Source organism: Acinetobacter calcoaceticus, from assembly GCF_900520355.1.
In the GTDB taxonomy this organism is placed as follows: domain Bacteria; phylum Pseudomonadota; class Gammaproteobacteria; order Pseudomonadales; family Moraxellaceae; genus Acinetobacter; species Acinetobacter calcoaceticus_C.
Genome location: NZ_LS999521.1, coordinates 2,034,402 through 2,059,969, shown reverse-complemented (window position 1 = coordinate 2,059,969; position 25,568 = coordinate 2,034,402). Strand labels below are relative to the sequence as shown.

Below are 25,568 nucleotides of genomic sequence, written 5' to 3'. Positions count from 1 at the left end.
GTACATGACCAGTAAAGGCGAACATTTAATGAACCAGTCTGATGATTTAGAATACCAACTTGATACCTTAGCCATTCGTACCGGACATACTCGTAGTTTTGAAGGTGAACATGGCGAACCGATTTTTTTGACTTCATCATTTGTATATGAAAATGCAGCTGAAGCTGCAGCAAAATTTTCTGGTCAGGTTCAAGGAAATATCTATTCTCGTTTTACTAATCCGACTGTAGGCATGTTCGAAAAACGATTGGCAGCTTTAGATGGCGCTGAACGAGCTGTAGCGACAAGCTCGGGAATGGGTGCAATTTTGGCAGTTGCTATGGCGTATCTAAAAGCGGGTGATCATGTCATTTGCTCAAGAGCAGTTTTTGGTTCAGTTGTTGCATTGTTTGAAAAATATATTGCCAAGTTTGGTGTAGATATTACATTTGTTGATTTGTGTGATTTGGATGGATGGAAAAACGCAGTACGTCCAGAGACTAAACTTTTATTTGTTGAGTCACCATCTAACCCTCTAGCTGAGATCGCAGATATTCAGGCGCTTGCAGATATTGCCCATGCGAATGGTGCATTACTTGCAGTTGATAACAGTTTCTGTACGCCTGTTTTGCAGCAACCATTAAAATTTGGTGCAGATCTTGCTATTTACTCGGCAACTAAATATTTAGATGGTCAAGGACGCGCGTTAGGCGGTGCTGTTGTCGGTAATCATCAGTTGTTAGAAGAAGTTTTCGGTGTTGTTCGTACGCTTGGGCCATCAATGAGTCCATTTAATGCATGGATTTTCTTAAAAGGCTTAGAGACTTTACGTTTGCGTATGAAAGCACACTGTGAAAGTGCTCAAATTCTTGCAGAATGGTTATCTACTCATGAAAAAGTAGAAAAAGTTTACTACGCTGGTTTGCCAAATCAAGAAGGTTATGAACTTGCTGCTAAACAGCAAAATGGTTTTGGCGGGATTGTTTCTTTCGTGGTTAAAGGCGAGCGTGAAGGTGCTTGGAAAGTCATCGATAATACCAAGTTTATTTCTATTACCGGTAACTTGGGCGACGTGAAGTCAACAATTACACATCCTGCAACGACTACACATGGCAAACTTTCTGCCGAAGCTAAAGCCGCGGCGGGCATCCAAGAGGGTTTAATACGTGTATCGGTAGGTTTGGAAGATATTAACGACATTATCCGTGATATCTCACGTGGTCTAGATTTAATCTAATTATTTCGATCGAAATAATTCTCTTTGGTTATTTTGTTCATGAAGCCATCTCTTTAATCGAGATGGTTTTTTATATTTAAATGTTACTCAAATTTCAGAATTGCAATAAAAAGCCTACATTTTTGTTTAAATGAGAGGTAAGGGCACAGGGTATAAAGACTTTAAATTTAATTAAAAAAAATGTGAGTTTTAAAATGCTTAAGCCAATTGCTATCGTTGTCGTGGTGGGGGTAATCGGGGTGGTGGGATACAAATTACTGACCAAACCGAATCAGAACCCAGCGAATGAAACAACCTTATTGATTAACAATGCAGAGAAGTCGGTACAAGAAGCTGATAAATCTATTCAACAAGCAAATACCTCGTTTAAAAAAGTTCCTTTAAGTGAATATAAAACAATTGATAAAGGATTACAGGCCTCTCAATAGTGACCTAAATTTTTATAAGACTTTAATGTTTAAAATTTAGCTATTTATGAAATGTACCTAAGTTTAACCACGCTTCTCATGTAGCTACGTCGAATAGAGCTAGAGATACTGATAGAAAACATTAGTCTATTGTGTCAGAATTACGGATTAATTTGAGTTCAATGCACTAATCTGTATGGATTTTAATCACATGGGTTGGTTCAATGAGATTGAGTTTTTATAAAGTATTACCAAATAACGAATAATACTTTAAAGATTTGATAGAGATACGGAGTAAAGTTATGAATATCAATATGCTCATGCAGCAAGCGCAGCGCATGCAAAAAGATATGGAAACAAATATAAAAAAGGCGAAAGAAGAGCTTGCCCAAACTGAAGTCCAAGCAGAAGCTGGTGGTGGTTTGGTTAAAGTAACCATGAATGGTCGCTATCTTGTAAAACGTATCGAAATTAATCCTGAACTCCTTCAAGATGAACCAGATATGATTGAAGATTTGATTGCTGCAGCGGTAAATGATGCTGTGCGTCAAGCAGAAATTATTTCAGAAGAAAAAATGCAAAAAGCAAATTCTGGTATGGGCTTGCCACCTGGCTTAGCGGGCATGTTCTAAGGAAGTTCTGTGTTTAGTGATAGATTTGAACAACTCGTTCAAGCTTTACGTATATTGCCTAGCGTTGGTCCGAAGTCGGCTCAACGTATGGCATTACATCTTTTGATGAAAAATCGAGAAGGTGCGTTTGCATTAGCTCATGCTTTACATGAGGCTTCAAGTTATATTCATGAGTGCAGCGTTTGCCATTCTCTAACTGAAAATGAAATTTGTGATATTTGTGCCTCAACTGAGCGGGAAGACCAACTATTGTGTGTAGTTGAATCACCAGCAGATGTAATGGCGATTGAGCAAAGTGGTAGTTTTCGTGGTAAATACCATGTTTTAGGTGGGCATCTTTCTCCTTTAGATGGTATTGGCCCAGAAGAAATTGGTGTTCCTTATCTGATTCAGCGTTTAAGTCAAGGCACTATTGAAGAAGTGATTTTGGCCACGAATGCGACTGTAGAGGGGCAGGCGACCGCTCATTATTTGGTAGAGGCGACTAAGCACTTACCTATACAAATGACGCGTATTGCTCAAGGCGTACCGCAAGGTGGTGAACTTGAATATGTTGATAGCCATACTTTAAGTCAGGCAGTTCACAACCGCATGAGAATGAAATAAGCATTCCGATGCTTATTTCTTTGATGCTATATAAAATTGAATTAAGTTTATTAATTTAGCTATTAAAGACAAATATTATGTTGGCTTTAATTAGAAAAAATCGTTTAAATAAAATATGAAAGCACATAAGAATGAAAAAGATCTTAGCGATTTTAAACAATGAATATTTGGAGTTAACTTTAAAAGCATAAATAAAAGATCAAAAAATTATCTATTTGCGAAGAATTGTTCAAAAATAGAGTATTCATAAAGGTTTAAGTGGTAATTTCCTACTTCTATGTTATATATACCAGAGTTCTTAGCACTCTTTGCATTTACTTGAGAAAGCATGTTTCAGTTTATCCAACAGCAAACCGAATTGGTTGATGTTCTTCAAAAAATGGATCAATGTTCAATATATGGACTTGATACAGAATTTATTAAGGTTGACACACTCTGGCCTAAACTTGGGGTATGCCAAGTCAATGTAAATGGCAATGTCTATCTGTTGGATGGTGTTTCATTAGATCTAAGTCAGTTTTGGAAAAAAATATTTGTCGCACAGCAAAATATTTTTCATGCATGTGGGGAAGACATCGATTTAATCTACCATTACGCTGATCAAGAAGATCTGCTTAATGTGTTTGATACTCAAGTCGGTCTTTCTTTCTTAGGCCATGGGCTACAAGTGAGTTACCAAGGTGCTTTAAAGCTTTGTCTCGACATTGACATTGAAAAAGATCAAACAAGATCTGATTGGTTGGCTCGGCCTTTATCGCCTCAGCAACTCTGTTATGCAGCCAATGATGTTCTATATATAATGAAGTTAGCTCATCATATTCAAGAACAACTTAAGCAGAAAGGGCTTTATGACTATGTTCTTGAAGATTGTAGTAGTTTAACTAAAGAAATTATTAGTGAAACGCCTACAGAATTACTCTATGCCGATGTTGGTAATTATCGTCATTCGCGCCGTCAATTGATGCAATTGCAAAATTTAAGTGAATGGCGTGAATACATTGTTAAAGCGACCAATCAACCACGCAGTTTTATTCTTAGAAACTCAACCATGATTGATATGGTTGAAAAGAATCCACGTAATAATTTTCAACTCTCGCAAGTTAAAGATATTCGCCCAAATGTAGTTCGTGAATATGGAAAAACAATTCTAGAATTACTGAAAGATTTACCGAGTGAAAGTGAATGGCCAACAAGAATTGCTAAACCTTTTAAAGTAACATCTCAAGAAACTTTACATAAAATGGATGTGGTACTTGCCCACGCAATAAGTGAAACTTCTATTCCTAAAGAAGTATTACTTAGAAAAAAATGGCTAAATGCAATTCATCAACATGTTCTTTCTCAAGGGGATGAACAAGATTTACCTGATTATCTTTTGGGTTGGCGTTATGAGCTATTAACTCAACCGTTAATTCATTTATTTCAAGAAGAAAAAGAAAGTCTATCAATTTAAAATGATTTGATGGTTAAAATTTAAAAGGCTCATCTTCGTGATGGGCTTTTTTTGATTATGAAGATTTGAATGCCTTAAATTTTAAATTGAGTAGTTTTTATCTAGAATAATAGATATTTAACTTTAATAGTTAATAAAATGAATAATTATATTAGTTATAGTAAATAATTAACTTATTTTAAAAGCTAGTAAAGTGATGAATTGAAGAAGTTTTAATTTGTAAAAGTGATAATGAATTAAATTAACCGATTCAATGAGAAAAATTCAATTGATTAAACATACAGGTCTGTATATTCTTGAAGGCAAGAAAAACAATTTCAATATGAATAATATATAACTATAAGTTTGTTTCAGTGCAGAAATAAGAAAGCCGACCCAATTGGGTCGGCTTTTTATTTTTTAATGATATAGCCCAGTTAAAATGTCAGTAGGTTATTAAATTTTAAAAATTAACTATTAATATTCTACGGATTTTTTGTGAATGAACCAGCAAGTTCGGCTACAAGTTCTTCAGCTTTTTGAAAAGCATTTTCTAATGAATTTATATGTCGTTCATCTCCAAACTCTTGATATTCTGAAGCAATTTCATAAATTTTCTCTACGCCTAAATATTTGCTGAGCGTACGCAGGTGAGGTACAAGATGATTCATGTTCTTACGAATGCCATCTTTCTCAAATCCAAACTCTCCACTAGATGTGATAATGATTAAAATTTTTCCAGATAAAAGAGGTTGTAAAGGAAAGTCTCCTCGAGCAAGGTCAAAATCAAATATTTTATTAATCCGAATAATTTGGTCAAACCATGCTTTTAGTTGAGCTGGCATACCGTAATTGTACATAGGAGAAGAAATTAAAATGATATCTGAACTCGAAACTTCCGCTATTAACTGATCTGATATTGATAAGACATCGCATTGAGCTTTAGTTCTTTTATTTTCAGGTGTGAAGACAGCATCAATCCAGTCTTGAGTAATAAATGGGGGCGGATTCATTCCCACATCACGATAAATATATTCATCCATAGGCCTTTTATTTTTCCATGAATTGACCAATCGGCTGGCAATATTTTTTGAAATAGAATTATGATTTGGATTGGGGTTAATTGCAGCTCGCACGCTAGTATCTATATGTAACATCTTACTCATTATAAATTCCATAAAGGTTAGGAGTTAATTTATTTTGAGTTTTAAATAAGAAGTAGACAAACGAGAAAATCACAGCTATAGATGATTTTAAATCACCTATATTTATGGTTTAGGAGAAAGCATGCAGGTCTCATTGCAAGCACTTAGAGCATTTGAATCAGCTGCCCGACTAGGCAGTTTTAAATTGGCTGCTGAAGAGCTTTCGCTAACACCGACTGCAATTTCACATCATATTGCCAATCTTGAAAGCAGGTTAAATGTTGATTTATTTCATCGACAGGTAAGAAAAATAACGCTTACAACCACAGGTGATAGGCTAGCAGTAGCGATTTCTGAAGGATTTCGTAAAATTGAAGATGCGCTAGATGAAATAACAGTAAATGGAAATACACTCAGAGTGGTGACCACCTCTTCATTAGCAGCACTGTTGTTAATTCCCTCAATAAATGAATTTTATCAACTACATCCTGATATCTCAGTTGAATTTTCTACCGGAGAAGCGCTAGAAAATCACTTATATACATTACCTATTCGATATGGTGATGTATCTTTAATACCTTCTAACGATATTCTTAAATATGAGTCTTTTAATGTATTTGGTGCATCTAAACTTGATCTTTCCAAATATACGACTGAGCCAATAACGTTATTCACCACAGAATGGAAAAATAAAGCACTACCAAGTCCGCCACTAGAGACTTGGCTTGAGCTGAATGGATGGGACCGAACGCAAATAACAATTAAGAAGTTTGATCAGGAAATTTTTGGAATACATGAAGCATTAGCGGCTAATGGACTGGTATTTTGTTCTTCTACACTTGCTCAGAGATTTATTAAAGCAAATCTTATACAACCGCTTAAAACTCAATTAATTCAATCAGAGCTGTGCTACTACATTCCAAAGAAAGAAGAGTTTAAAAATAGAAATGCCAGAAAATTTATTGAATGGATAGAAATGTTATTTAATCAATAAGCTTATTTCTGGTCGGAATTAACGACACAACACTAAAACTATATAATCTTTTTATGCTATAAACTTAAATAAATTAATAATTAGAGAGATAAATATGCTTAATAACTTTAGTGCTGAACAAGCGCGTCAAAATGCTAAAAATTTTAAAATTAATCAAGAGGCCATGTTAGAAAAAATTTTAATAGGTACTGAAATTGAATCTAAGGGAGGGCAGCGAAAAGCAACTTTCCTGTTTCCTATTGACGCTGTAAGTCCTGATCATCTCACACACGTAGAAGAGGAACTTAGAGGAAGAGGCTTCAATGTTTCAACCAATATTGAGCACTCTGGTACAACCATAACGATAGAAATAAGCTTTTAAATATCGATTTTTTAGTAGACCGCTTTTTAAGAGCGGTCTTTTATATAGAATTAAAAAGAGAACATAAATTTATTTACATTTAGATCCATGTTAATCATGATTTTATTTGACAGATCCTATCATCTTCTGTAGCTTTACTTTTTAAGTGGAATATGGATATGAACTTCCAAACAATACTTTTATCTTTCAAAAATCAATCTACTGGTACAGATGCATTTAAAGATTTAAAAAATGCTTGTGAACAGTCTCTAAAAGAATCTCAAAACACAAAAGAAAAAGCAGCCATCTATTTAATCTATGGTTTTGCACGTAGTTACGTGATTTTATATGAAGATGAAGCAGTAACATCTGAATTTGCCAATGCATCTAAAACTACGCTCATAGGCTACATGGAATGCCTCAATGAAGCTCTATTAAGTCAAGATGATAGTGCTATTTTAAATGCCTTAAATCAAGTAAGCGATGACTATATAAGAAGCTCTCGAGTTTTCTAAACCGCATTAACTTGTTTTTGATAAAAATACTTCTTTAGCCAAGACTAAAGAAGTATTCAAAGTTTATATTAATGAGACTTTTTCTTACCGCCGCCATCTTGTTTATTGACGGTCGACCATGCGATTCGTTCAGCCTCTTCTTGAGAATGGCCTCTGTCTTCCTCACTCTCAACAATATGTTTAGCCTGACGTTTTTGCTTTGCTGTGTAAGCTGTTTTATCGCCACGAGGCATAAGTTCATCCTCCACATCTATTATTAAGATACTTATTATTGAAACATATTGAGAATTTAAACCAGTTAAGTAATGTCTGTTAATGTTTGTTAAGTGGTTAGAAGTTTTACCTAAATGTGAATTTTAAAAAGGTAATATCTAACTTTAATATGATAAATTTCATGATATTAAAGGGTAAAAGTATTAAAAACAGATCACAAAAATTACTCAATAATGAACAATTTGGTATTTTTTCTAAAATTGTTTTTATTTTATTAAAATGAATAATTATATTTAGTGTTTTAAATCAATTGGTTATTGATTTTTATGAAGACCAGCTTTAGTTTGGAACAAAGTTATTATCGACCTTAATCAATGTTGTAGGTTAATATTTCCCAAGAATTAAAAAAACGACTGATGCGTAAACAAACCTGCGTGTGTGAGTCGTTTTTTTTCATGTATGCTGTCCTTAGTTCAAGAGTTGATTTGAAATGCACTGTGATATTTATAGATCGAGCAAAAAAGATGAAATGTACATTTATATTGCTCGTCCAAACTATCCTGACGATGCGGAACAAGCTGATCCGTTTGAAAAAATTCCCGAAGCTGTTTTACAAGCGTTTGGCCGTGCAACGTTTGTCATGCATTTAGAATTAGCTCCAACACGTAAATTGGCGCGTGCTAATGTTTTACATGTTTTAGACTCATTACAAACAAAAGGTTTCTTTCTTCAGATGCCGCCAGAAGGGTTAATTAACCCAAATGCGGTTGAACCAGAGGGCTTACGTGGTGCGTGAAAATCAAACTGGAATAATGAATCAATTATTTTCTTTTTTGGATGTTATTCCTGAAGATGCTATTGCATTAACAGCTTATGGAATAGGCGCTATTATTGCTTTATGGTGTTGGTGGCGATTAATGCGTCGCCTTCCTACAACTTTTGGTGCAATTAGCTGGCTTGTTGTATTTGCTATTTTAGTCACACCAACAGTGTCTGAAGGGCCGAATGCATCGGTAGCACCTGCTATTTTTGGACTACTTTTTGGTGTTTTAACTAAAGATAGCCCTCTAATTTGGTCAAATTTATCTTTAATTCTGTTTGTAGTTGGTCTAGGTTTGGTGATTGGATATTGTTGGTCAAAATATTCAATAAACAAAAACATGCGTTCCATCTAACCATTGAAATAGAAAAATAAGGTCTTCACATGTCTGCTGATACCCAACATTTTACCGGTACAGATCAATATATCGCGACTGACAGTCTTAAGCTCGCTGTAAAAGCAGCCCGTGCTTTACAAAAGCCTTTACTGGTTAAAGGTGAACCGGGCACGGGTAAAACTTTACTTGCTGAACAAGTAGCAGAAAGTTTGGGCTTAAAACTTATTACTTGGCATATCAAATCGACAACCAAAGCACAGCAAGGGTTGTATGAATATGATGCTGTTTCTCGTTTACGAGACAGCCAGTTAGGTGATGACCGTGTTTACGATATTAAGAACTATATTAAACCCGGTAAATTGTGGGAAGCTTTCACCAGTGAAGAGCGTTGTGTCTTGTTAATTGATGAAATTGACAAAGCCGATATTGAGTTTCCAAATGACTTGTTGCATGAACTCGATAAAATGTCTTTTTATGTTTATGAAACAAGTGAAACCATTACGGCAACACAACGCCCAATTGTAATTATTACATCGAATAATGAAAAAGAGTTACCAGATGCTTTCTTGCGTCGATGTTTCTTTCATTACATTGAGTTTCCAGATGAAGTGACCATGCGAGAAATTATCGATGTTCATTTCCCGAATATTTCTGCAACACTGGTCAACGAAGCTTTACAGGTTTTCTTTAAACTACGTGAAATTCCTAATTTGAAGAAACCACCATCAACTTCTGAGTTAATTGATTGGTTAAGTTTGCTCATGGCAGATGATATACCTGAAGATGTATTACGCAATCGAGATGCATCTAAAGCTATTCCGCCTTTGTATGGCGCACTCATCAAAAACGAGCAGGATGTGCAACTCCTCGAACGTTTGGCTTTCATGTCTCGACGTTAAAGGAGGGAATAACCCATGTTTGTGCGGTTATTTTACACCTTACGTAAATACGGTGTTCCAGTTACAACTCGTGAACTTATTGACTTAAACCGTGCAGTAAGTGAAGGTTTGGTTTTTGCCGATCAAGAAGAGTTCTATCAACTTGCTAAAACTATTTTAGTTAAAGATGAACGCTTTTTTGACAAGTTTGACCGTGCCATAAAAGACTACTTTGACGGTATCGAAACCTTTGATCTGGATGAGTTGCTTAAACAAGTTCATAAACTTCCAAAAGACTGGTTTGATTTAGAACTTCTAGAAAAGCATTTAACTCCTGAACAAAGAGCAGAACTCCAAAAAGCAGGTTCCTTAGAAGAACTGATGAAAATGCTGGAAGAGCGGTTACGCGAACAGCATAAGAAACACCAAGGCGGTAATCGCATGGTGGGTACTGGTGGTACTTCACCTTTTGGGGCTTTTGGTGATCATCCTGAAGGAGTACGGATTGGTGGGCCAGGCCGTAAACGTTCAGCGGTAAAAGTATGGGAACAGCGTAAATATCAAAATCTAGATGACGACCAAGTTCTTGGTACTCGTCAGATGCAAATTGCTATGCGCCGTTTGCGTAAATTTGCGCGTCAAGGTGCAGCTGAAGAGTTGGATGTTGACGGTACAATCCGTGAAACAGCCAAGCAAGGTATCCTTGATGTTCAAATGGTACCTGAGCGTCGAAATCGAATAAAAGTGCTTATGTTGTTCGATGTAGGCGGTTCTATGGATGCTCATATTGCCCAATGTGAGAAACTCTTTAGTGCGGCTAAAAGCGAGTTTAAAACGCTTGAGTATTTTTATTTCCATAATTGTCTCTATGACTATGTGTGGAAAGATAATCACCGCCGCACAGCTACCCGTATGAATACATGGGATCTGTTTCACACCTATGGCCGCGACTATCGTGTAATTGTAGTGGGTGATGCCAGTATGGCACCGTATGAGCTGAAATCGGTTGGCGGCTCTGTTGAATATATGAATGATGAGACGGGTGAGGTTTGGTTACGCCGCTTACGTCACCATTTTGATAAAACAGCATGGTTAAATCCAGAGACTGAAAGCTATTGGCATTACACTCAAACCATTGGCTGGATTAAAGAAATTTTTGAAAATCATATGTACCCAATGACGCTAAAAGGCATTGAGGATATGACACGCTACCTTTCTAGATAAACTTAATAACTTTAATAATTTTAACAGAGAGACAATATGCAACATCAAATTAACGGTATTGCTTTGCCGAATGAACAAGGATTTTTTGGTGAATATGGCGGACAGTTCATTCCTCCACATTTAAAAGAGGCAATGGATGAGATTAATGTTGCTTATGAAGAAATTCGACACTCCCCTGAATTTCAAAATGAATTGACCGATCTTTTTGCGAATTATGTTGGCCGCCCAAGTCCTCTATTTCATGCCAAACGCCTTTCTGATCAGTTAGGTGGGGCACAAATTTATTTAAAACGTGAAGATTTGAACCATACAGGTGCTCATAAAATCAATCACTGTTTAGGCGAAGCTTTACTTGCCAAATATATGGGTAAAAAGAAAGTTATTGCAGAGACTGGTGCTGGTCAGCATGGGGTAGCTTTGGCAACAGCTTGTGCTTTGGTGGGGATTCCTTGTGAAATTCACATGGGGCAAGTAGATATTGAAAAAGAACATCCAAATGTTGTCAAAATGAAAATTTTAGGTGCTCATTTGGTCGCAGTAACACGTGGTACAGCAACATTAAAAGATGCTGTTGATAGTGCATTTGAAGAATATTTAAAAGACCCAAAAAACTTTATATATGCGATTGGTTCCGTGGTAGGTCCACATCCATTTCCTAAGATGGTTCGTGATTTTCAATCGATTATTGGCAATGAAATTAAAGATCAAACCCATCAGCGATTTGGGAAAAGTCCGAATTATGTTGTGGCATGTGTCGGTGGCGGTTCAAATGCAATAGGTGCATTTACTGCATTTTTAAATGATTCCGATGTGAAACTGGTAGGAGTTGAACCTGCTGGACATGGTTTAGATACCAATATGCATTCGGCAACGCTAACTTTAGGTAAGCCAAGTCAAATTCATGGTATGGCGTGTTATGTCCTTGAAAATGAGGAAGGTGAACCTTTACCCGTGCATTCTATTGCCTCGGGACTTGACTATCCGGGCGTTGGCCCACAACACAGTTTTTTAAAAGATTTAGGTCGTGTTGAATATAGCACCGCAACTGACCAAGAGTGCTTAGATGCTTTTATGACACTTTCTCGAGTTGAAGGCATTGTTCCTGCGCTTGAAAGCTCACATGCTGTTGCATGGGCAATTCGCGAAGCTCCCCAATTAGCTAAAGAAACCATGATTGTGGTGAATCTATCGGGGCGTGGGGATAAAGACTCTGATTATGTTGCTGAAAAGCTTAAGCTTTAAAACTCATTAAACTTCAAAAGCAGCCTACCATTTAAGGGCTGCTTTTTGTTTTGAACATCTAAATTAAATTTCATTATTTTATAATTAAAACAAAGTAGTCTGATTTTAACGTGTGATTGTTCAAGATAGGTCTGTAAAACTCCGGTTCACAGGGCAAAGCGTTGCTTTGCTGTACCTCACTCAGTAGAATAGTCACTTTGCAAAATTTGCCTTTGGAGACGCCTAAGTGGAGCGACCGACGATTAGCCCTGAAAACTTACAGGAAGCGGCTGAAAATTTATCAACAATTCGAGATTTTATTCGTTTTGGGGTATCAGCATTACGTCAACATGATGCACATTTAGGACAAGGTACTGAAGATTATTTTGCAGAAAGCTCTGCATTAGTTTTACAAACCTTATCTCTTGAATGGTCAGCAGACGCACAAATTCTAGATGCGAAGTTATTACCAAGTGAAAAAGCAGAATTTTTAAGTTTATTGGAACGCCGTATCAATGACCGTATTCCAACATCTTATTTACTAAATCTTGCGTATTTCTTTAATAAACCATTCTATGTAGATGAGCGTGTACTCATTCCACGTTCACCAATTGCAGAATTAATTGAACAACGTTTTGCGCCATATTGTTTAGATGAAAATGGTCAAATGCGCGAAGCGCTCAATAATTTGCCAGAAAATGCAAACCCTAAAACTCCGCATCGTATTTTAGATATGTGTACAGGTTCTGGGTGTATTGCAGTGGCTTTGGCTTATGCTTATCCAGATGCTGAAATAGATGCAACTGACATCTCTAAAGAAGCGCTAGAAGTTGCTTCAATTAATGCTGAGCACCACAATAAGCAATATCAAGTTGCATTGCTTGAGTCGGATCTATTCGCCAAGATTCCAGCTGAAAACCAGTATGATTTGATTGTAAGTAATCCACCGTACGTCGATGCTGAAGACATGGCTGACTTACCAGAAGAATTTTTACATGAACCTGAACTCGCATTGGCAGCAGGCCAAGATGGTTTAGATTTAGTTCGTAAAATGCTTGCACAAGCGGCAGATTACTTAACTGAAGATGGCCTGATTGTCATTGAAGTCGGTAATTCTGAATGGTCAATGCGTCAGAACTTTAATACGATTGATTTCAACTGGCTCACTTTCCAAAAAGGTGGTTCAGGTATTTTTGCTTTGACTGCTGAACAATGTCGCCGTTATAGAAAACTATTTGAAGAGCAAATATAAGGAGTTGGGCATATGGCAGGGAATAGTATTGGACAACTCTTTCGTGTAACTACTTGCGGTGAGTCTCATGGCGTTGGCTTAATGGCAATTGTTGACGGTGTGCCACCGGGCCTTGAGCTGTCTGAAGAAGACTTGCAAAAAGACCTTGACCGTCGTAAACCGGGTACTTCTAAATTTGCGACTCAACGTAAAGAGCCTGATCAAGTTAAAATCATTTCAGGTGTTTTTGAAGGTAAAACGACAGGTACGCCAATTGGTTTGTTGATTGAGAATACTGATCAGAAATCAAAAGATTACGGCAATATTGCCCAAACTTTTAGACCTGGCCATGCCGATTATACATATACACAAAAATACGGTTTCCGTGACTATCGTGGCGGTGGCCGTTCAAGTGCTCGTGAAACTGCTATGCGTGTTGCAGCGGGTGCAATTGCTAAAAAATATTTAGCAGAAAAATTTGGTGTCTTGATACGTGGACATGTTACCCAAATTGGTAATGAAGTTGCTGAAAAACTGGATTGGAATGAAGTTACGAATAATCCATTTTTCTGTGGTGATGTAGACGCAGTTTCACGTTTTGAAGCCTTAGTGACATCTTTACGTGAACAAGGAACAAGCTGCGGCGCAAAGCTAGAAATTTTAGCTGAAAAAGTTCCTGTGGGTTGGGGCGAACCTGTTTTTGACCGTTTAGATGCTGATATTGCTCACGCGATGATGAGTATTAATGCGGTTAAAGGTGTTGAAATTGGTGATGGTTTTGCAGTTGCTGGACAGTTTGGTCATGAAACACGTGATGAATTGACCAGTAATGGCTTTTTAGCGAATCATGCAGGCGGTATTTTAGGCGGTATCTCAAGTGGTCAATCCATTCGAGTTGCTATTGCACTAAAACCAACAGCAAGCATTACGACACCGGGTAAAACGATTAATTTAAATCGTGAAGATACCGATGTCTTGACTAAAGGCCGTCATGATCCTTGCGTAGGTGTGCGTGCGACACCAATTGCAGAGGCAATGTTAGCCATTGTTTTAATGGACCATTTTTTACGTCATCGTGCTCAAAATGCAGATGTTATTCCACCATTTTCTCCAATTGAACCATAGTCATAATTTTTGATTAGAGTAAATGAAACCCCATATTTAAATTAAATATGGGGTTTTAAATTTTTATTATATTAAGTTTAATTAAATTTTAAATTATTTCCTTGTCTTATAATATTTATATAAATATAATATTCTGCGATTTATTTTTGAGTATATTCATCTGTAGAGCTTGGCAATTAATCTTGTTAAATTTTTTACTGTACCAAATATTTATATTTATCTCTTAAAGGTAATTTTACTCAAATTGCTTTTATATAAGTTTATTACATATTTAAATTTTTATTACTTTAAACAAAGAATTTTCAAAGTCATCATTGAAATTGGGGAAATATCAATGAATCAGAGCACATATAGAATTGGCTGTATGTCAAAGGATAGGCTATTGCCTAAAAATTTAGAGGCAATGATAAAAGTTATTCATGACTTATCTTTGTCATCTCATCTTTTGGGGAATTGGATATACAGTGAAAACAATCCAGATATACATATTATTGATTTAGATAGTGGTTATACCAATATACTTATTCCTAAAAAAATTAAGATCGTATTAAGTAATAACCCTGAGCTTTTAAAAGGTTATCAGTATGGTTTGAAGAGACCAATAAGATATCAGGAACTTCTAAATATTTTACAAGATATTGAGAAGAATGAATATTTCAAAATAAGTCATCAAGAACGTATAATAAATAATGAGAATATAGTATCTAAAGAACATTTAGAGACAAAAATTATTTATAAGCTTATTTGTTATCCAAACTTTAAAAATATTCATGCAGAACAGATTGTTAATGTCACTAGAGTTTGTGCTTTATTATCTATTGAGTCAAAAACGGCTCAAGAAATTAAGAGATTTTTAAATTTATCTCTTGATGAAATACAAAAAATTATAGAAATAATAAAAAAAGAAGCCTATCCAAATTATGAAACAATACATGAGAATATTGTTTCGATTTTACCATTTTCAGCTGAAGCCATTTCCAATGTGCCGCAAAGAATAGAACAAAATTCATTATTTTATTTTTTAATTAAATTTTGGAAAAGGTTAAAAGGTGAACTCTAATGAAGTGGAATTTTTTTATACTAAATTAGCTGTAGCTATCATTTTTATTATCTAGAAATTGAATATTAATGTATTGAAGGCCGGTAAATTTATTAAGTTTAAATAAAAGAGGTTTTTGTACGTATTTGTTCTAAATTACATTTTAGCTTTGCCACGGATGGGAAAGCTAATTGTTTATTTCTATTCATTTTAATTAAAAAAGAAACTATAAAAGCCTGAATTTTTAAGTTAAATCTACAATTTGTTCTTCGTTTACAGCAATTTTATATTGATTACGGCCATTAGTTTTGGCTTTATACAATGCATGATCGGCACGTGCAACAAAAGCTGAAATTGAATCATTTAAACGTGGAATCGTGGTGGCAACACCTACACTAATTGTTACAGACCCAGAAACACTGCTAGATGGATGCTCAATAGCGATTTTATTAATGGCGCTCATCAATCGTTCAACTTGGATCAAGGCTTGCTGAGTATTTGTCATTGGAAACAAAAGTAAAAACTCTTCTCCGCCATAACGAGCAACCAGATCACCGCTACGAGCAGCAATAGAAGAAATAGCAATTGCGATTTCTTTTAAGCATTCATCGCCCTTTAGATGACCTAATGTATCGTTATATGACTTAAAGTAATCAATATCGACCATCATGATAGTAAGCGGGGTTTCATGACGTAAAGCACGGCGCCATTCGTTATCCAACGTTTCATCTAAATAGCGCCGATTGGCTAGACCAGTGAGAGCATCCTGTTGTGAAAGTAATGAGAGTTGCTGTGCTTGTTGCATCAATTCAATACGATTCAGCTCAATCATACAGTTTTGTAAGTAGTTTTCTCGATGTTGACGGTCAGTTGCATAGGCAAGGGTCATTCCCAAAAAACTACTAAAGGTGTAAGTGCGGTTCAAAAAGGTCCAGTCGATCACCCCATTTAAGTAGTTACTTGCCAGAATTCCAACAAGTCCTCCCATCCATCCAGCAAATATGGCGGTATAAAAGCGCATACCTACAGCACCATAAATAATCACAATGGCATACATCATTGCTGCATGAAAAAGAACATTATCTTGTCCATTTTCAATGACGTTAATTAAAATAAAAGTAATCGCAACAGCTAAAGCTGAACCAATTCCTACATAATAATCAAAATACTGATTTAATTTTTTAATAAATGATAAAACCCAAGCAATAGTAATTATTACACCGACCCATGAATAATAGCTAAACCAGGATAAAACTTGTTCAGTTGGTAAAACTTGATATATACCAAAGCTTAAAAATATATATAATATTAAAATAATAGGAGCTCTATAGCGAAACTCATAGGCAGCACCATTTTGGTATTGAGAACGATAGATCGTTTCAAGCTGCTTTGGGAACCAAACGAAGTTTAAGCCTCGTGTGGTTAATAAATCTATTTGTTCCTGTCCCAATATATTGGAACCTTGCAACTTCATAATTAATGCTCACTATATTGGAAGTTGTCATGAAATGAGACTTATTTTAGTAAAGTTCCATCTAAAAATATTGATTATATAATGTGTGGTTTATTCAAAATAATAATACAGTTTTTTTAAAAAAGTAATGATTTTTATCTATGTTAAATGTGATAAAAATCACGACATTTCAATGATTAGCGTAGTAAGTATCTAAAGATTCACAATCCATCGAAAAAAGTTACAAATGGTCGATTAACGATTGTATCTTTATCATTTTCGGATAGACTTATAGCGTGAAATACAGATGATTGCTGTCATATAAATAGGAAAATTAGCAATGACTGCTCTAAATCAATATGGAATGCATTTAGAAATTACGCCGCATAATGAATGGTCACAGCAGTTCTGGGATGATCTGCTACCAGTGAAAGAACGAGTAAGTAAACATCCGTTTTTTACGGAAATGGCCAATGGGGGATTGAGCCTAGATAGTTTTCGCTATGCCTTACTTAACTTTTATCCATTGGTTGCCCATTTCCCGTCATACATGGCTGGAGCATTAGCCAAAGCAACGGGGTTTTCTGAACCTGGGGTTACAGAAGCACGAGATTGGTTAATTCAAAATATCAAGGTAGAAGAGCGACATTTACAATGGTATCGCGATTGGGCTGGAGGTTTTGGCTTAACTCTTGATGAACTCGACCATGTACGACCGCCAGCTGCGATGAATGCGGTGAATCATTTTTTATGGAATATGAGCCACCGTGGTAATTTGGCGGAATGTCTTGCTGCAACAAATCTTGCAATTGAATGGGCGACAGGGGATTGGTCTATTCAAGTATACAAAGGTATTCACACCTATACCGATCACCCGCAAGTGTCTATTAATAAACGTTCTTTAGCTTGGTTGCGTGCGCATGCTCACTATGATGATTTACATCCTTACGAGGCTATGGAGCTGATTAAACGGTTGTGCAATGATCGTTCTGACTGGCAGAAAAAAGCATTTCATGCGGCCGAAGAAGGGCTACGCTATTATGAATTAGCCTTGGATGATTGCTATAAGGTACAGCTTCAAGCCTCTGCTTGATCTCACCTTAAAAAGAAGGGAAATATCTATGTGTATTTCCCTTTTTTATATTTATTCAAGTAATTTTAAAAGTTTTGCTCGATAAGGCGTGTCTTCAGGTAATAACTCAAGCAAACGCTCTACTGCATCTACACGGTCTGGGACTCGGCCTACAACACGTAATAACTGATCGACATCTTCAATTTGATAAATTACATGGCTTAAACGAGCGTCGAAACAGTCTCTCCATGCACATAAAAATGGACTTTCTGATTTAGCTAAAAAACTCCCCCGATAAAGAGTTAATGTTGTTGCTGTGAAGCCTAGGTTTAATGCTTGTTCTGCCATTAAAAAATCACATTGAATTTCACAGTTAAGTCGATATGGACGAGACTCGATCACATCGGGAATTAAGTTTCTGAGTTGTGAAAGTTCTGCTTTTAACGTCGTGGTACTTACTGGCCGATCACCATATAAAGCATAGTGTAATTCTTCAAGGTTAATACCTTCTGGGCATAGTGTCAGAATGCACAGAATCTCAATTTGACGTTGAGTTAATGTCAGGCTGCATTGGTTATATTGAATCTTTGGAGTGCCGAAAGCCTTAATGTATAAAATATTTTTTTGGTGAAGCTGAATCGCTTGTTTAACAATGTCAGCACAGCGTTCAACTGCCAAAAGACCTAACGAGTTATGCTTATGAGATTTTGTAGACAAATTCATAATCCCATAAAATTGGCCTGTCTGCGTGTCGGTAATCGGTGCAGCGTAACAGACCCAATCTCTAACACTATTCATTTGGTTTTCATGTGAGTAAACGCAGTTAGCTGAATGAGTATTTAATGCTAAACCAATGGCATTTTGCCCAACTGCTTGAGTAGACCACTGGCCGCCTTCAACAAAATGAACTTGCTCTGCCGATGAACGCATAGGATGACTACTCCATGTCCATAGCAGAGTGCCATGAGGATCTGTCACACCAATTGCCATATCAGCATCTTCGGCAATGTGCATTAAGTTTCGGTGACACTCATGAATAGAACGTCCGAATAATGAATGTTCCCATTCTTCACTTAAGTCAAATATAGGAGCTGCTTCAAGGTCAACTGATGGCTTTTTTCCTAAATATTGAGCATGAGATGACTTTTCCGGCCGAAAGAAGGACGGAGTATTATCCATAAAAGGCGATGATAATTGTTCTGACATATCCATATCGAAATTCCTTTATCATTGAAATGGCGTATCCGTAGCCGCTCAACAGTTATAACTTTTTTATTGTGACTATTTCCTAGTTGTCTCCTTACCTTAAATAATTTTAAAAGGGTTGACCATTAGCCTATTGGATAAGTTTTGTTAATTACCTGATCCTTAAGATAAGACATCTTGTCGACTAAAAGGTTTTGGTACAGTTTCTCCAAAATATTGTCGGTCAGCAAAGTAGCTAGAACGGACCATAGGGGCACTCCAAATATTTTTAAAACCTAGTCGTTTACCATGCAGAGTGTATCTTTCAAATTCTTGTAAATTTACAAATCGGTGAATAGGTGCATGTGATTTTGAAGGTTGAAGATATTGCCCAATGGTCACAAGGTCAACTTGATAGTCTTTCAAATCGTTCAGTAGGGCAAGCACTTCTGCCTCGATTTCTCCTAATCCAACCATTAAACCAGATTTGGTTTTGATATCGGGACAATAGGTTTTAAAGCGTTTTAATAACTCTAACGAATGTTGATAGTCTGAGCCAGGGCGCATGGCTTTATATAAACGTGGAACAGTTTCTATATTGTGATTAAACACATCTGGAGGAGATAAGCTCAAAGTCGAAAGGGCTGTCTCTAAACGACCACGAAAATCGGGGACCAAAATTTCAATTAGGGTTTCTGGACAGCGCTTTCTGATCTCTTCAATACATTTTACAAAATGTGCAGCTCCACCATCGTGTAGATCATCACGGTCTACAGAGGTAATCACTACATATTTTAAGTTTAGGTTAGCGACCGTTTCAGCCAAATGTTTAGGTTCATTTTCATCTAAAGGTTTTGGGCGACCATGAGCGACATCACAGAATGGGCAACGTCTGGTGCAGATATCACCCATAATCATAAATGTTGCTGTACCGGCGCCAAAGCATTCCGGTAAATTTGGACATGCAGCCTCTTCACAAACGCTATGTAACTTTTGCTGACGCAACAGATTTTTAATACGTTTAATTTCTTCAAAATCTGTAATTTTTGCTCTAATCCACTCAGGTTTAGTTGGTAAATCTTGTGTAGGTATAACCTTAATGGGAATACGAGATACTTTATCAGCACCTCTTAATTTAATACCAGTTTCTACTTGTCTTTTAAAATCCATATTATTAATTCCATTTTTTTAAAACTTAATTAAACTCTGATTTTTAAAATTAAAGTCCTATTAAAATCATTTTAATAAATTGCAATTAATTATAAATACAGAGTGTGGCGAGTATTATAAAATAATAAAGGTTGGTTAAAGGTTTGTTTTACAACTAAATGAAAAATATAAAAAAATTCAAAAAATATTTTCAATGGTTAAGTTTTTGAAATTAATGGTTTAATTGGAATTATTTTAATTAAAAACTTTTTAGTCTAATAGATTGATTGTTGATTTTGAGTTTAATTATTTATAGCGAACTAGCATTTTCGCTTGAAACTTGGTTGATTTTTTAAAATCAAGATAATAAAGGAAAAGGATATGCAATTAACGGAAGAGCAATTACTCGCAGCATATAAACGTATGCGTGATATTCGTGAATTTGAAGATCGACTTCACGAAGAAAATACCAATGGTGATATTCCCGGCTTTATTCACTTATATAGTGGTGAAGAGGCTGTGGCAGTCGGTATTTGTGAAAATTTAACAGATAAAGACTATATCACTTCAACCCATCGTGGTCATGGGCACTGTATTGCCAAAGGCTGTGACATTCACGGCATGATGCTGGAAATTTTCGGTAAAGATGACGGACTTTGCCGAGGAAAAGGCGGTTCTATGCATATTGCCGATTTAGATAAAGGCATGCTCGGAGCCAACGGGATTGTGGGTGGTGGGCCTCCTTTGGCAATTGGTGCAGCGCTAACAGCTAAAACCTTAAAAACTGGTGGTGTCGGGCTTTCTTTTACCGGTGACGGCGGTTCAAACCAAGGTCTTACTTTTGAAGCAATGAACATGGCTGTTGTACTTAAGCTTCCTGTGATTTTTGTCTTTGAGAATAACGGGTTTGGTGAGGGGACAGGCCATGACTACGCGGTAGGAAGTAAAGACATTGCGGGCCGTGCGGCAGGTTTCGGTTTGCCGGCAGTTAAAGTCGATGGTAGCGATTTCTTTGCTGTATATGAAGCGGCTCAAACTGCTATTGAACGTGCGCGCTGTGGTGAAGGCCCAAGCGTTATAGAAACCATTACTAACCGTTTTTATGGACACTTCGAAGGTGATCCTGGCTTGATTCGTTCTAAAGAAGAAGTCGATTTCATTAAAGAAAATAAAGATCCTTTGAAAATTTTCCGAGAAAAAGTCAAAGGCAAAATTGATGAAGCCAAGCTAGACGAGATAGATACAGCCTCTAAGGCAAATGTCGATGATGCAGTTGCTAAAGCTCGTGCTGCGGCATACCCACAACCAGAACAACTCCTTACCGACGTCTATGTCTCTTACTAAAGGAATAGTAAAGATGCCAAATAAAAGTTTTCGTAATGCAATTAAAGAAGCCATTGAATCAGAAATGCGCCGTGACCCCACTGTGTTTGTTGTGGGGGAAGATGTGCGTGGTGGACATGGCGGTAAAAATACCGAAGATAACCAGCTTGAAGGCTTTGGTGGTGTACTGGGTGTAACCAAAGGTTTGTGGACAGAGTTTGGCTCGGAACGTGTTATTGATACCCCGATTACCGAATCAGCAATTATTGGTATGGCGGCTGGTGCTGCTGCAACAGGTTTACGTCCTGTTGCCGATCTAATGTTTATGGATTTCTACGGCGTGTGCCATGACATGCTCTATAACCAAGCCGCTAAATTCCGTTATATGTTTGGTGGCAAAGCAAAAGCGCCAATGGTTGTCCGCGGCATGATTGGCGCGGGTTTTTCTGCAGCAGCTCAGCATTCTCAATCACCTTATAACGTATTTGCCGCGGTTCCGGGCTTAAAAGTTGTGGTTCCATCTAGTCCATACGACGTGAAAGGGCTATTAATTCAAGCAATTCGAGATGACGATCCTGTCGTGTTCTGTGAACATAAAATGCTCTATGACATTAAAGGTGACGTTCCAGATGAAGCCTATACCATTCCTTTTGGAGTTGCGAATTACACCCGAGAAGGTACGGACGTAACTATTATTGCTTTAGGTTTGATGGTCCATCGTGCTAATGAAGTAGCAGACAAACTGTCAAAAGATGGTATTTCGGTTGAAGTGGTGGACCCTCGAACAATTTCTCCACTTGATGAAGAAGGGATTTTGGAATCAGTCGCTTCAACTGGGCGTGTTGTGATTGTAGATGAGTCAGCGGCGCGCTGTGGCTTCGGACATGATATTGCTGCCCTAATTGCACAAAAAGGTTTCCATTATTTAAAAGCGCCTATTGAGCTCGTAACGCCACCACATACGCCTGTTCCATTCTCACCAGTTTTAGAAAAAGAATGGATTCCAAGTGTAGAGCGTATTGAGCAAGCTGTACGAAAAACATTGGAGGCTTAGGATGAGCGAAATTAAAACGCTGGAGATCCCGAAATGGGGATTATCCATGGAAGAAGGCACGATTGCCCAATGGTTGATTAAAGAAGGCGACAGCTTTAATAAGGGTGATGAAATTTGTGAAATTGAAACCACAAAAATCGTCAATGTATTAGAAGCACCTTTTGCAGGAACACTCCGTAAAATCTTAGCAAAAGACGGGGACACTTTGCCTGTCGGTGGTCTTATTGCTGTATGTGCTGAAAGCCAAGTTTCTGATGAAGAAATTGAAACATTTATTACATCGCTCGGTGGTTCAGCAGCTAAAGCCCCTGAAGCATCTTCGGAACAGAGTAAAGCGGAAACATCTGCACCTGTTGCTGAAAAAGCAGAACAACCACAGTCTGTAGCTGCAAGTGCTCCAGTTCCAGTAAAGGCTGCTAAAGGTGACTACGATGTACCCGAGTCATTACAAGGCTATCAAGCATCTGATGAGTTTTTTGCAACTCCACATGCTTTGAAACTTGCTGAAAAGCATAATGTTAAATTGGCAAAAGTGACGGGTTCAGGTCGTGAAGGGCGTATTAGCGTTCAAGACATCCAAAAGGCTGTACAAGCTGCTGGAGGCCAGTGGCCAGATGTTAAACAACCACATCAAGCTAAAGTAGTTAAATCTACGGCCGATGATAGCCGTGTTTTGGCAACACCAGTTGCACGCCGTTTGGCAAAACAATGGGGTATTAACCTAAACGACTGCCGTGTTTCAGGTACCCGAGGCCGTGTCTGCAAAGAAGATGTTGAAGCCGTTTACCACCGTAACAACCCAACGGCAGTAAATGAACAATCGGCTCAGTGCGCTGTGGCTCAACCGCAATCAAAAATCACCACTGTCGCGATGAATGGTATGCGCAAAGCGATTGCCTCACGCTTGCAAGCGGCAAAACGTAATGCACCGCATTTCCGTCTTGTAGTCGATCTAAACGTAGAAGCTTTGCAGAATTTACGTAAGCAGATTAATGAGACTGTTCCACAGGTGAAACTTTCTATTAATGACATGCTGATTAAAGCCGCTGCAGCAGCACTCATTAAAGTGCCTGAAGTGAATGTTCAGTTTGATGAAGCAACACAGTCAATTTTGCAATTTTCACAAGCCGATATTTCGGTGGCTGTGGCGATTCCAAACGGTTTAATTACACCAATTGTGAAAGCCGCCAATCAGAAGTCTTTAGCACAAATTTCCGATGACATGCGTGATTTGGCAACGCGTGCCAAAACCGGCAAGTTACAACCTGATGAATTTCAGGGAGGCAGCTTTAGCATTTCCAACTTAGGTATGCTTGGCGTTAAACAATTTGACGCGATTATTAATCCACCGCAAGGTGCAATTATGGCATTGGGTGCTTCAGAACCACGTGCTGTTGTTGAAAATGGAAATGTAGTGGTTCGTGAGATTGTAACGGCAACATTGTCTTGCGATCACAGGGTTATTGATGGTGCTGTAGGTGCAAAGTTCTTGGCCAGCTTTAAGCAGTTTGTTGAAAATCCAGCTTTAATTTTGGTGTAGGAGATCCCGCATGTCAGAAACTCAATTCGATTTGATTGTGATTGGTGCGGGACCGGGTGGATATGTGGCTGCAATTCGTGCAGCCCAGCTCGGGCTAAAAACCGCAATTGTAGAAGAGCAACATTTAGGTGGAATATGCCTGAATTGGGGGTGTATTCCAACTAAAGCTTTGCTTGCAGGGGCAGAGCTTGCAACCCAGTTTAAACATGCTGGACAGTTTGGCTTTCAGGTATCCCAACTCGATTTTGATATTCAAAAGCTTGTGCAACATAGCCGTCAAGTTTCGGCACAGTTGGTGCAGGGCATAGATTACTTGCTTAAAAAGAATCAGGTCACTGTATTTAATGGTCGCGCCAAACTCACTGCTAAAGAAAAACTTGAAGTTAAAGATGCTCAAGGTAAAAGTCAGGCTTTAAGTGCACCACATATTATTTTAGCAACTGGTGCAAAAGCCCGACATATTCCTCAACTTCCTGTCGATGGAACGTATGTCTGGAGTTATAAAGAAGCACTTATTCCAGAAGAACTGCCAAAAAGCTTACTCGTCGTTGGTTCGGGTGCAATTGGTAGTGAGTTTGCCAGCCTCTATCAAGACTTAGGGTGTCAGGTCACACTTATTGATTTAGCTAAACAAATCTTACCGACTGAAGATGCAGAAGTTGCTCAATTTGTCAGAAAACAGTTTGAACAAAAAGGAATGAAGGTCCTAACGGGTGCCGTAATTCAAAGCATTCAAATTGAAAATGGTCAGGTCCACTGTGTAATTGAAACTGCAAATGATGTTCAAACGATCATTTTTGACCGTGTGCTTTCGGCAATTGGTGTACAGCCTAACGCGACTAATTTAGGACTTGAATATTTAGGCGTTGAGTTCACTCCGCAAGGTTTTGTGGCAATTGATGACTATTGTAAAACCAATGTGGCTGGTCTCTACGCAATTGGTGACGTGGCAGGAGCGCCGTGTCTTGCCCATAAAGCAAGTCATGAAGCCATGATATGTGTCGAGAAAATTGCTGGTGTAGCAAATGTGCATTCACTCGACCGTAGCCAAATTCCGGGTTGTATTTTTACTCATCCGCAAGTGGCTAGCATTGGTCTGACTGAAAGTGCAGCAAAAGCTCAGAACTTACCCGTACGAATTGGCAAGTTTTCTTTAACTGCGAATGGCAAAGCTTTGGCAATTGGAGATGCGTCAGGTTTCGTTAAAACTGTCATACATGCAGAAACGGGCGAACTACTTGGGGCACACATGGTGGGCCATGAAGTGACCGAGCACATTCAGGGCTTTGCGATTGCTAAATATTTAGAAGCGACTGATGAAAGTCTTGCTCAGGTGATTTTCCCACATCCAACATTATCAGAAGCCATGCATGAGTCCATTTTGGCTTCAATGCAGCGAGCGATTCATATGTAGAAA

Annotated in this window: 26 protein-coding genes; 21 read left to right on the top strand and 5 right to left on the bottom strand. The window is 37.6% G+C overall.

What is annotated here, in order from left to right:
• Positions 1 to 28 precede the first annotated feature (28 nt).
• The 5 genes from AC2117_RS09845 to AC2117_RS09825 all read left to right on the top strand — a co-directional run bounded on the left by AC2117_RS09845 (position 29) and on the right by AC2117_RS09825 (position 4,314).
• Positions 29 to 1,216 carry an O-succinylhomoserine sulfhydrylase gene (locus AC2117_RS09845; RefSeq protein ID WP_197730897.1) on the top strand — a complete coding sequence of 396 codons (1,188 nt, stop codon included), beginning with the start codon at positions 29 to 31 and terminating at the stop codon, positions 1,214 to 1,216.
• Between the two features lie 194 nt (positions 1,217 to 1,410).
• Complete coding sequence (locus tag AC2117_RS09840; protein WP_133973746.1) at positions 1,411 to 1,644, top strand: hypothetical protein; 234 nt, start codon at positions 1,411 to 1,413, stop codon at positions 1,642 to 1,644.
• A 281-nt stretch (positions 1,645 to 1,925) separates the two neighbouring features.
• On the top strand, positions 1,926 to 2,255 hold the full coding sequence (locus AC2117_RS09835; RefSeq protein ID WP_075431395.1) for a YbaB/EbfC family nucleoid-associated protein: 330 nt from the start codon (positions 1,926 to 1,928) through the stop codon (positions 2,253 to 2,255).
• A 9-nt stretch (positions 2,256 to 2,264) separates the two neighbouring features.
• Complete coding sequence (gene recR, locus AC2117_RS09830; protein WP_005047371.1) at positions 2,265 to 2,861, top strand: recombination mediator RecR; 597 nt, start codon at positions 2,265 to 2,267, stop codon at positions 2,859 to 2,861.
• A gap of 328 nt (positions 2,862 to 3,189) precedes the next feature.
• Positions 3,190 to 4,314 (top strand): ribonuclease D, encoded by a 1,125-nt coding sequence (locus AC2117_RS09825; protein WP_133973744.1) that lies wholly within the window; start codon positions 3,190 to 3,192, stop codon positions 4,312 to 4,314.
• Between the two features lie 464 nt (positions 4,315 to 4,778).
• On the opposite strand, the gene AC2117_RS09820 is transcribed toward AC2117_RS09825, so the two are convergent.
• Positions 4,779 to 5,462 carry an FMN-dependent NADH-azoreductase gene (locus AC2117_RS09820; protein ID WP_133976303.1) on the bottom strand — a complete coding sequence of 228 codons (684 nt, stop codon included), beginning with the start codon at positions 5,460 to 5,462 and terminating at the stop codon, positions 4,779 to 4,781.
• Positions 5,463 to 5,580: 118 nt separating this feature from the next.
• Here AC2117_RS09820 and AC2117_RS09815 point away from each other — a divergent pair, with 118 nt between their 5' ends.
• The 3 genes from AC2117_RS09815 to AC2117_RS09805 all read left to right on the top strand — a co-directional run bounded on the left by AC2117_RS09815 (position 5,581) and on the right by AC2117_RS09805 (position 7,287).
• Positions 5,581 to 6,432 carry a LysR family transcriptional regulator gene (locus AC2117_RS09815; protein WP_133973742.1) on the top strand — a complete coding sequence of 284 codons (852 nt, stop codon included), beginning with the start codon at positions 5,581 to 5,583 and terminating at the stop codon, positions 6,430 to 6,432.
• 94 nt (positions 6,433 to 6,526) lie between these two features.
• A complete protein-coding gene (locus tag AC2117_RS09810) occupies positions 6,527 to 6,793 on the top strand; it encodes a hypothetical protein (protein WP_133973740.1) in 267 nt (88 codons plus the stop codon).
• Between the two features lie 158 nt (positions 6,794 to 6,951).
• Positions 6,952 to 7,287, top strand: a complete 336-nt coding sequence (locus AC2117_RS09805; protein ID WP_133973738.1) for a hypothetical protein — start codon at positions 6,952 to 6,954, stop codon at positions 7,285 to 7,287.
• A 68-nt stretch (positions 7,288 to 7,355) separates the two neighbouring features.
• Here the strand turns inward: AC2117_RS09805 and AC2117_RS09800 are convergent, their stop codons facing one another.
• Positions 7,356 to 7,520 (bottom strand): hypothetical protein, encoded by a 165-nt coding sequence (locus tag AC2117_RS09800; protein ID WP_042896440.1) that lies wholly within the window; start codon positions 7,518 to 7,520, stop codon positions 7,356 to 7,358.
• Positions 7,521 to 8,035: 515 nt separating this feature from the next.
• Between AC2117_RS09800 and AC2117_RS09790 the strand changes: the two genes are divergently transcribed.
• From AC2117_RS09790 to AC2117_RS09755, 8 genes are all read left to right on the top strand, one after another.
• On the top strand, positions 8,036 to 8,296 hold the full coding sequence (locus AC2117_RS09790) for a YcgL domain-containing protein (RefSeq protein ID WP_240490109.1): 261 nt from the start codon (positions 8,036 to 8,038) through the stop codon (positions 8,294 to 8,296).
• The gene (locus AC2117_RS09785) at positions 8,289 to 8,675 is read left to right on the top strand and encodes a hypothetical protein (RefSeq protein WP_042896437.1); all 387 of its coding nucleotides are present in this window, start codon (positions 8,289 to 8,291) and stop codon (positions 8,673 to 8,675) included. Before AC2117_RS09790 ends, AC2117_RS09785 begins: the two co-directional genes overlap by 8 nt.
• Before the next feature lie 29 nt (positions 8,676 to 8,704).
• On the top strand, positions 8,705 to 9,556 hold the full coding sequence (locus AC2117_RS09780) for an AAA family ATPase (protein WP_133973736.1): 852 nt from the start codon (positions 8,705 to 8,707) through the stop codon (positions 9,554 to 9,556).
• A 15-nt stretch (positions 9,557 to 9,571) separates the two neighbouring features.
• Positions 9,572 to 10,759, top strand: coding sequence for a vWA domain-containing protein (locus tag AC2117_RS09775; protein WP_133973734.1), 1,188 nt, complete (start codon positions 9,572 to 9,574; stop codon positions 10,757 to 10,759).
• Between the two features lie 36 nt (positions 10,760 to 10,795).
• The gene (trpB, locus tag AC2117_RS09770; RefSeq protein WP_133973732.1) at positions 10,796 to 12,001 is read left to right on the top strand and encodes a tryptophan synthase subunit beta; all 1,206 of its coding nucleotides are present in this window, start codon (positions 10,796 to 10,798) and stop codon (positions 11,999 to 12,001) included.
• A gap of 226 nt (positions 12,002 to 12,227) precedes the next feature.
• The gene (gene prmB, locus AC2117_RS09765) at positions 12,228 to 13,232 is read left to right on the top strand and encodes a 50S ribosomal protein L3 N(5)-glutamine methyltransferase (protein WP_133973730.1); all 1,005 of its coding nucleotides are present in this window, start codon (positions 12,228 to 12,230) and stop codon (positions 13,230 to 13,232) included.
• Between the two features lie 12 nt (positions 13,233 to 13,244).
• Positions 13,245 to 14,336 carry a chorismate synthase gene (gene aroC, locus AC2117_RS09760; RefSeq protein ID WP_133973728.1) on the top strand — a complete coding sequence of 364 codons (1,092 nt, stop codon included), beginning with the start codon at positions 13,245 to 13,247 and terminating at the stop codon, positions 14,334 to 14,336.
• Positions 14,337 to 14,670: 334 nt separating this feature from the next.
• Entirely contained in the window at positions 14,671 to 15,396 is a 726-nt protein-coding gene (locus AC2117_RS09755; protein WP_075431523.1) for a hypothetical protein, read from the top strand.
• Positions 15,397 to 15,619: 223 nt separating this feature from the next.
• Here the strand turns inward: AC2117_RS09755 and AC2117_RS09750 are convergent, their stop codons facing one another.
• Positions 15,620 to 16,849, bottom strand: a complete 1,230-nt coding sequence (locus tag AC2117_RS09750) for a GGDEF domain-containing protein (protein WP_133973726.1) — start codon at positions 16,847 to 16,849, stop codon at positions 15,620 to 15,622.
• 319 nt (positions 16,850 to 17,168) lie between these two features.
• On the opposite strand from AC2117_RS09750, the gene AC2117_RS09745 reads away from it, so the two are divergent.
• A complete protein-coding gene (locus AC2117_RS09745) occupies positions 17,169 to 17,921 on the top strand; it encodes a TenA family transcriptional regulator (protein WP_042896429.1) in 753 nt (250 codons plus the stop codon).
• A gap of 51 nt (positions 17,922 to 17,972) precedes the next feature.
• Here AC2117_RS09745 and AC2117_RS09740 read toward each other — a convergent pair whose 3' ends face one another.
• Both AC2117_RS09740 and lipA read right to left on the bottom strand, forming a co-directional pair.
• A complete protein-coding gene (locus tag AC2117_RS09740) occupies positions 17,973 to 19,112 on the bottom strand; it encodes a transcriptional regulator (protein ID WP_133973724.1) in 1,140 nt (379 codons plus the stop codon).
• A gap of 156 nt (positions 19,113 to 19,268) precedes the next feature.
• On the bottom strand, positions 19,269 to 20,255 hold the full coding sequence (gene lipA, locus AC2117_RS09735) for a lipoyl synthase (RefSeq protein WP_133973722.1): 987 nt from the start codon (positions 20,253 to 20,255) through the stop codon (positions 19,269 to 19,271).
• A gap of 360 nt (positions 20,256 to 20,615) precedes the next feature.
• Between lipA and AC2117_RS09730 the strand changes: the two genes are divergently transcribed.
• The 4 genes from AC2117_RS09730 to lpdA are packed head-to-tail and all read left to right on the top strand — an operon-like array spanning position 20,616 to position 25,565.
• On the top strand, positions 20,616 to 21,578 hold the full coding sequence (locus AC2117_RS09730; protein ID WP_133973720.1) for a thiamine pyrophosphate-dependent dehydrogenase E1 component subunit alpha: 963 nt from the start codon (positions 20,616 to 20,618) through the stop codon (positions 21,576 to 21,578).
• 13 nt (positions 21,579 to 21,591) lie between these two features.
• Positions 21,592 to 22,611 (top strand): alpha-ketoacid dehydrogenase subunit beta, encoded by a 1,020-nt coding sequence (locus tag AC2117_RS09725; protein WP_133973718.1) that lies wholly within the window; start codon positions 21,592 to 21,594, stop codon positions 22,609 to 22,611.
• Between the two features lies 1 nt (position 22,612).
• Positions 22,613 to 24,151, top strand: a complete 1,539-nt coding sequence (locus tag AC2117_RS09720; protein WP_133973716.1) for a 2-oxo acid dehydrogenase subunit E2 — start codon at positions 22,613 to 22,615, stop codon at positions 24,149 to 24,151.
• A 10-nt stretch (positions 24,152 to 24,161) separates the two neighbouring features.
• Positions 24,162 to 25,565: a dihydrolipoyl dehydrogenase gene (lpdA, locus tag AC2117_RS09715; RefSeq protein ID WP_133973714.1), complete on the top strand. Its 1,404-nt coding sequence runs from the start codon at positions 24,162 to 24,164 to the stop codon at positions 25,563 to 25,565.
• The last annotated feature ends 3 nt before the right edge of the window (positions 25,566 to 25,568 follow it).

Bases quoted from the DNA above. Each gene is read 5' to 3' on its own strand.
- AC2117_RS09805 (WP_133973738.1), top strand. From the start codon at position 6,952: ATGAACTTCCAAACAATACTTTTATCTTTCAAAAATCAATCTACTGGT.
- aroC (WP_133973728.1), top strand. From the start codon at position 13,245: ATGGCAGGGAATAGTATTGGACAACTCTTTCGTGTAACTACTTGCGGT.
- AC2117_RS09840 (WP_133973746.1), top strand. From the start codon at position 1,411: ATGCTTAAGCCAATTGCTATCGTTGTCGTGGTGGGGGTAATCGGGGTG.
- trpB (WP_133973732.1), top strand. From the start codon at position 10,796: ATGCAACATCAAATTAACGGTATTGCTTTGCCGAATGAACAAGGATTT.
- AC2117_RS09845 (WP_197730897.1), top strand. From the start codon at position 29: ATGAACCAGTCTGATGATTTAGAATACCAACTTGATACCTTAGCCATT.
- AC2117_RS09730 (WP_133973720.1), top strand. From the start codon at position 20,616: ATGCAATTAACGGAAGAGCAATTACTCGCAGCATATAAACGTATGCGT.
- lipA (WP_133973722.1), bottom strand. From the start codon at position 20,255: ATGGATTTTAAAAGACAAGTAGAAACTGGTATTAAATTAAGAGGTGCT.
- AC2117_RS09725 (WP_133973718.1), top strand. From the start codon at position 21,592: ATGCCAAATAAAAGTTTTCGTAATGCAATTAAAGAAGCCATTGAATCA.
- AC2117_RS09810 (WP_133973740.1), top strand. From the start codon at position 6,527: ATGCTTAATAACTTTAGTGCTGAACAAGCGCGTCAAAATGCTAAAAAT.
- lpdA (WP_133973714.1), top strand. From the start codon at position 24,162: ATGTCAGAAACTCAATTCGATTTGATTGTGATTGGTGCGGGACCGGGT.
- AC2117_RS09825 (WP_133973744.1), top strand. From the start codon at position 3,190: ATGTTTCAGTTTATCCAACAGCAAACCGAATTGGTTGATGTTCTTCAA.
- AC2117_RS09740 (WP_133973724.1), bottom strand. From the start codon at position 19,112: ATGGATATGTCAGAACAATTATCATCGCCTTTTATGGATAATACTCCG.
- AC2117_RS09815 (WP_133973742.1), top strand. From the start codon at position 5,581: ATGCAGGTCTCATTGCAAGCACTTAGAGCATTTGAATCAGCTGCCCGA.
- AC2117_RS09775 (WP_133973734.1), top strand. From the start codon at position 9,572: ATGTTTGTGCGGTTATTTTACACCTTACGTAAATACGGTGTTCCAGTT.
- AC2117_RS09780 (WP_133973736.1), top strand. From the start codon at position 8,705: ATGTCTGCTGATACCCAACATTTTACCGGTACAGATCAATATATCGCG.
- AC2117_RS09835 (WP_075431395.1), top strand. From the start codon at position 1,926: ATGAATATCAATATGCTCATGCAGCAAGCGCAGCGCATGCAAAAAGAT.
- AC2117_RS09745 (WP_042896429.1), top strand. From the start codon at position 17,169: ATGACTGCTCTAAATCAATATGGAATGCATTTAGAAATTACGCCGCAT.
- AC2117_RS09750 (WP_133973726.1), bottom strand. From the start codon at position 16,849: ATGAAGTTGCAAGGTTCCAATATATTGGGACAGGAACAAATAGATTTA.
- AC2117_RS09800 (WP_042896440.1), bottom strand. From the start codon at position 7,520: ATGCCTCGTGGCGATAAAACAGCTTACACAGCAAAGCAAAAACGTCAG.
- AC2117_RS09720 (WP_133973716.1), top strand. From the start codon at position 22,613: ATGAGCGAAATTAAAACGCTGGAGATCCCGAAATGGGGATTATCCATG.
- AC2117_RS09755 (WP_075431523.1), top strand. From the start codon at position 14,671: ATGAATCAGAGCACATATAGAATTGGCTGTATGTCAAAGGATAGGCTA.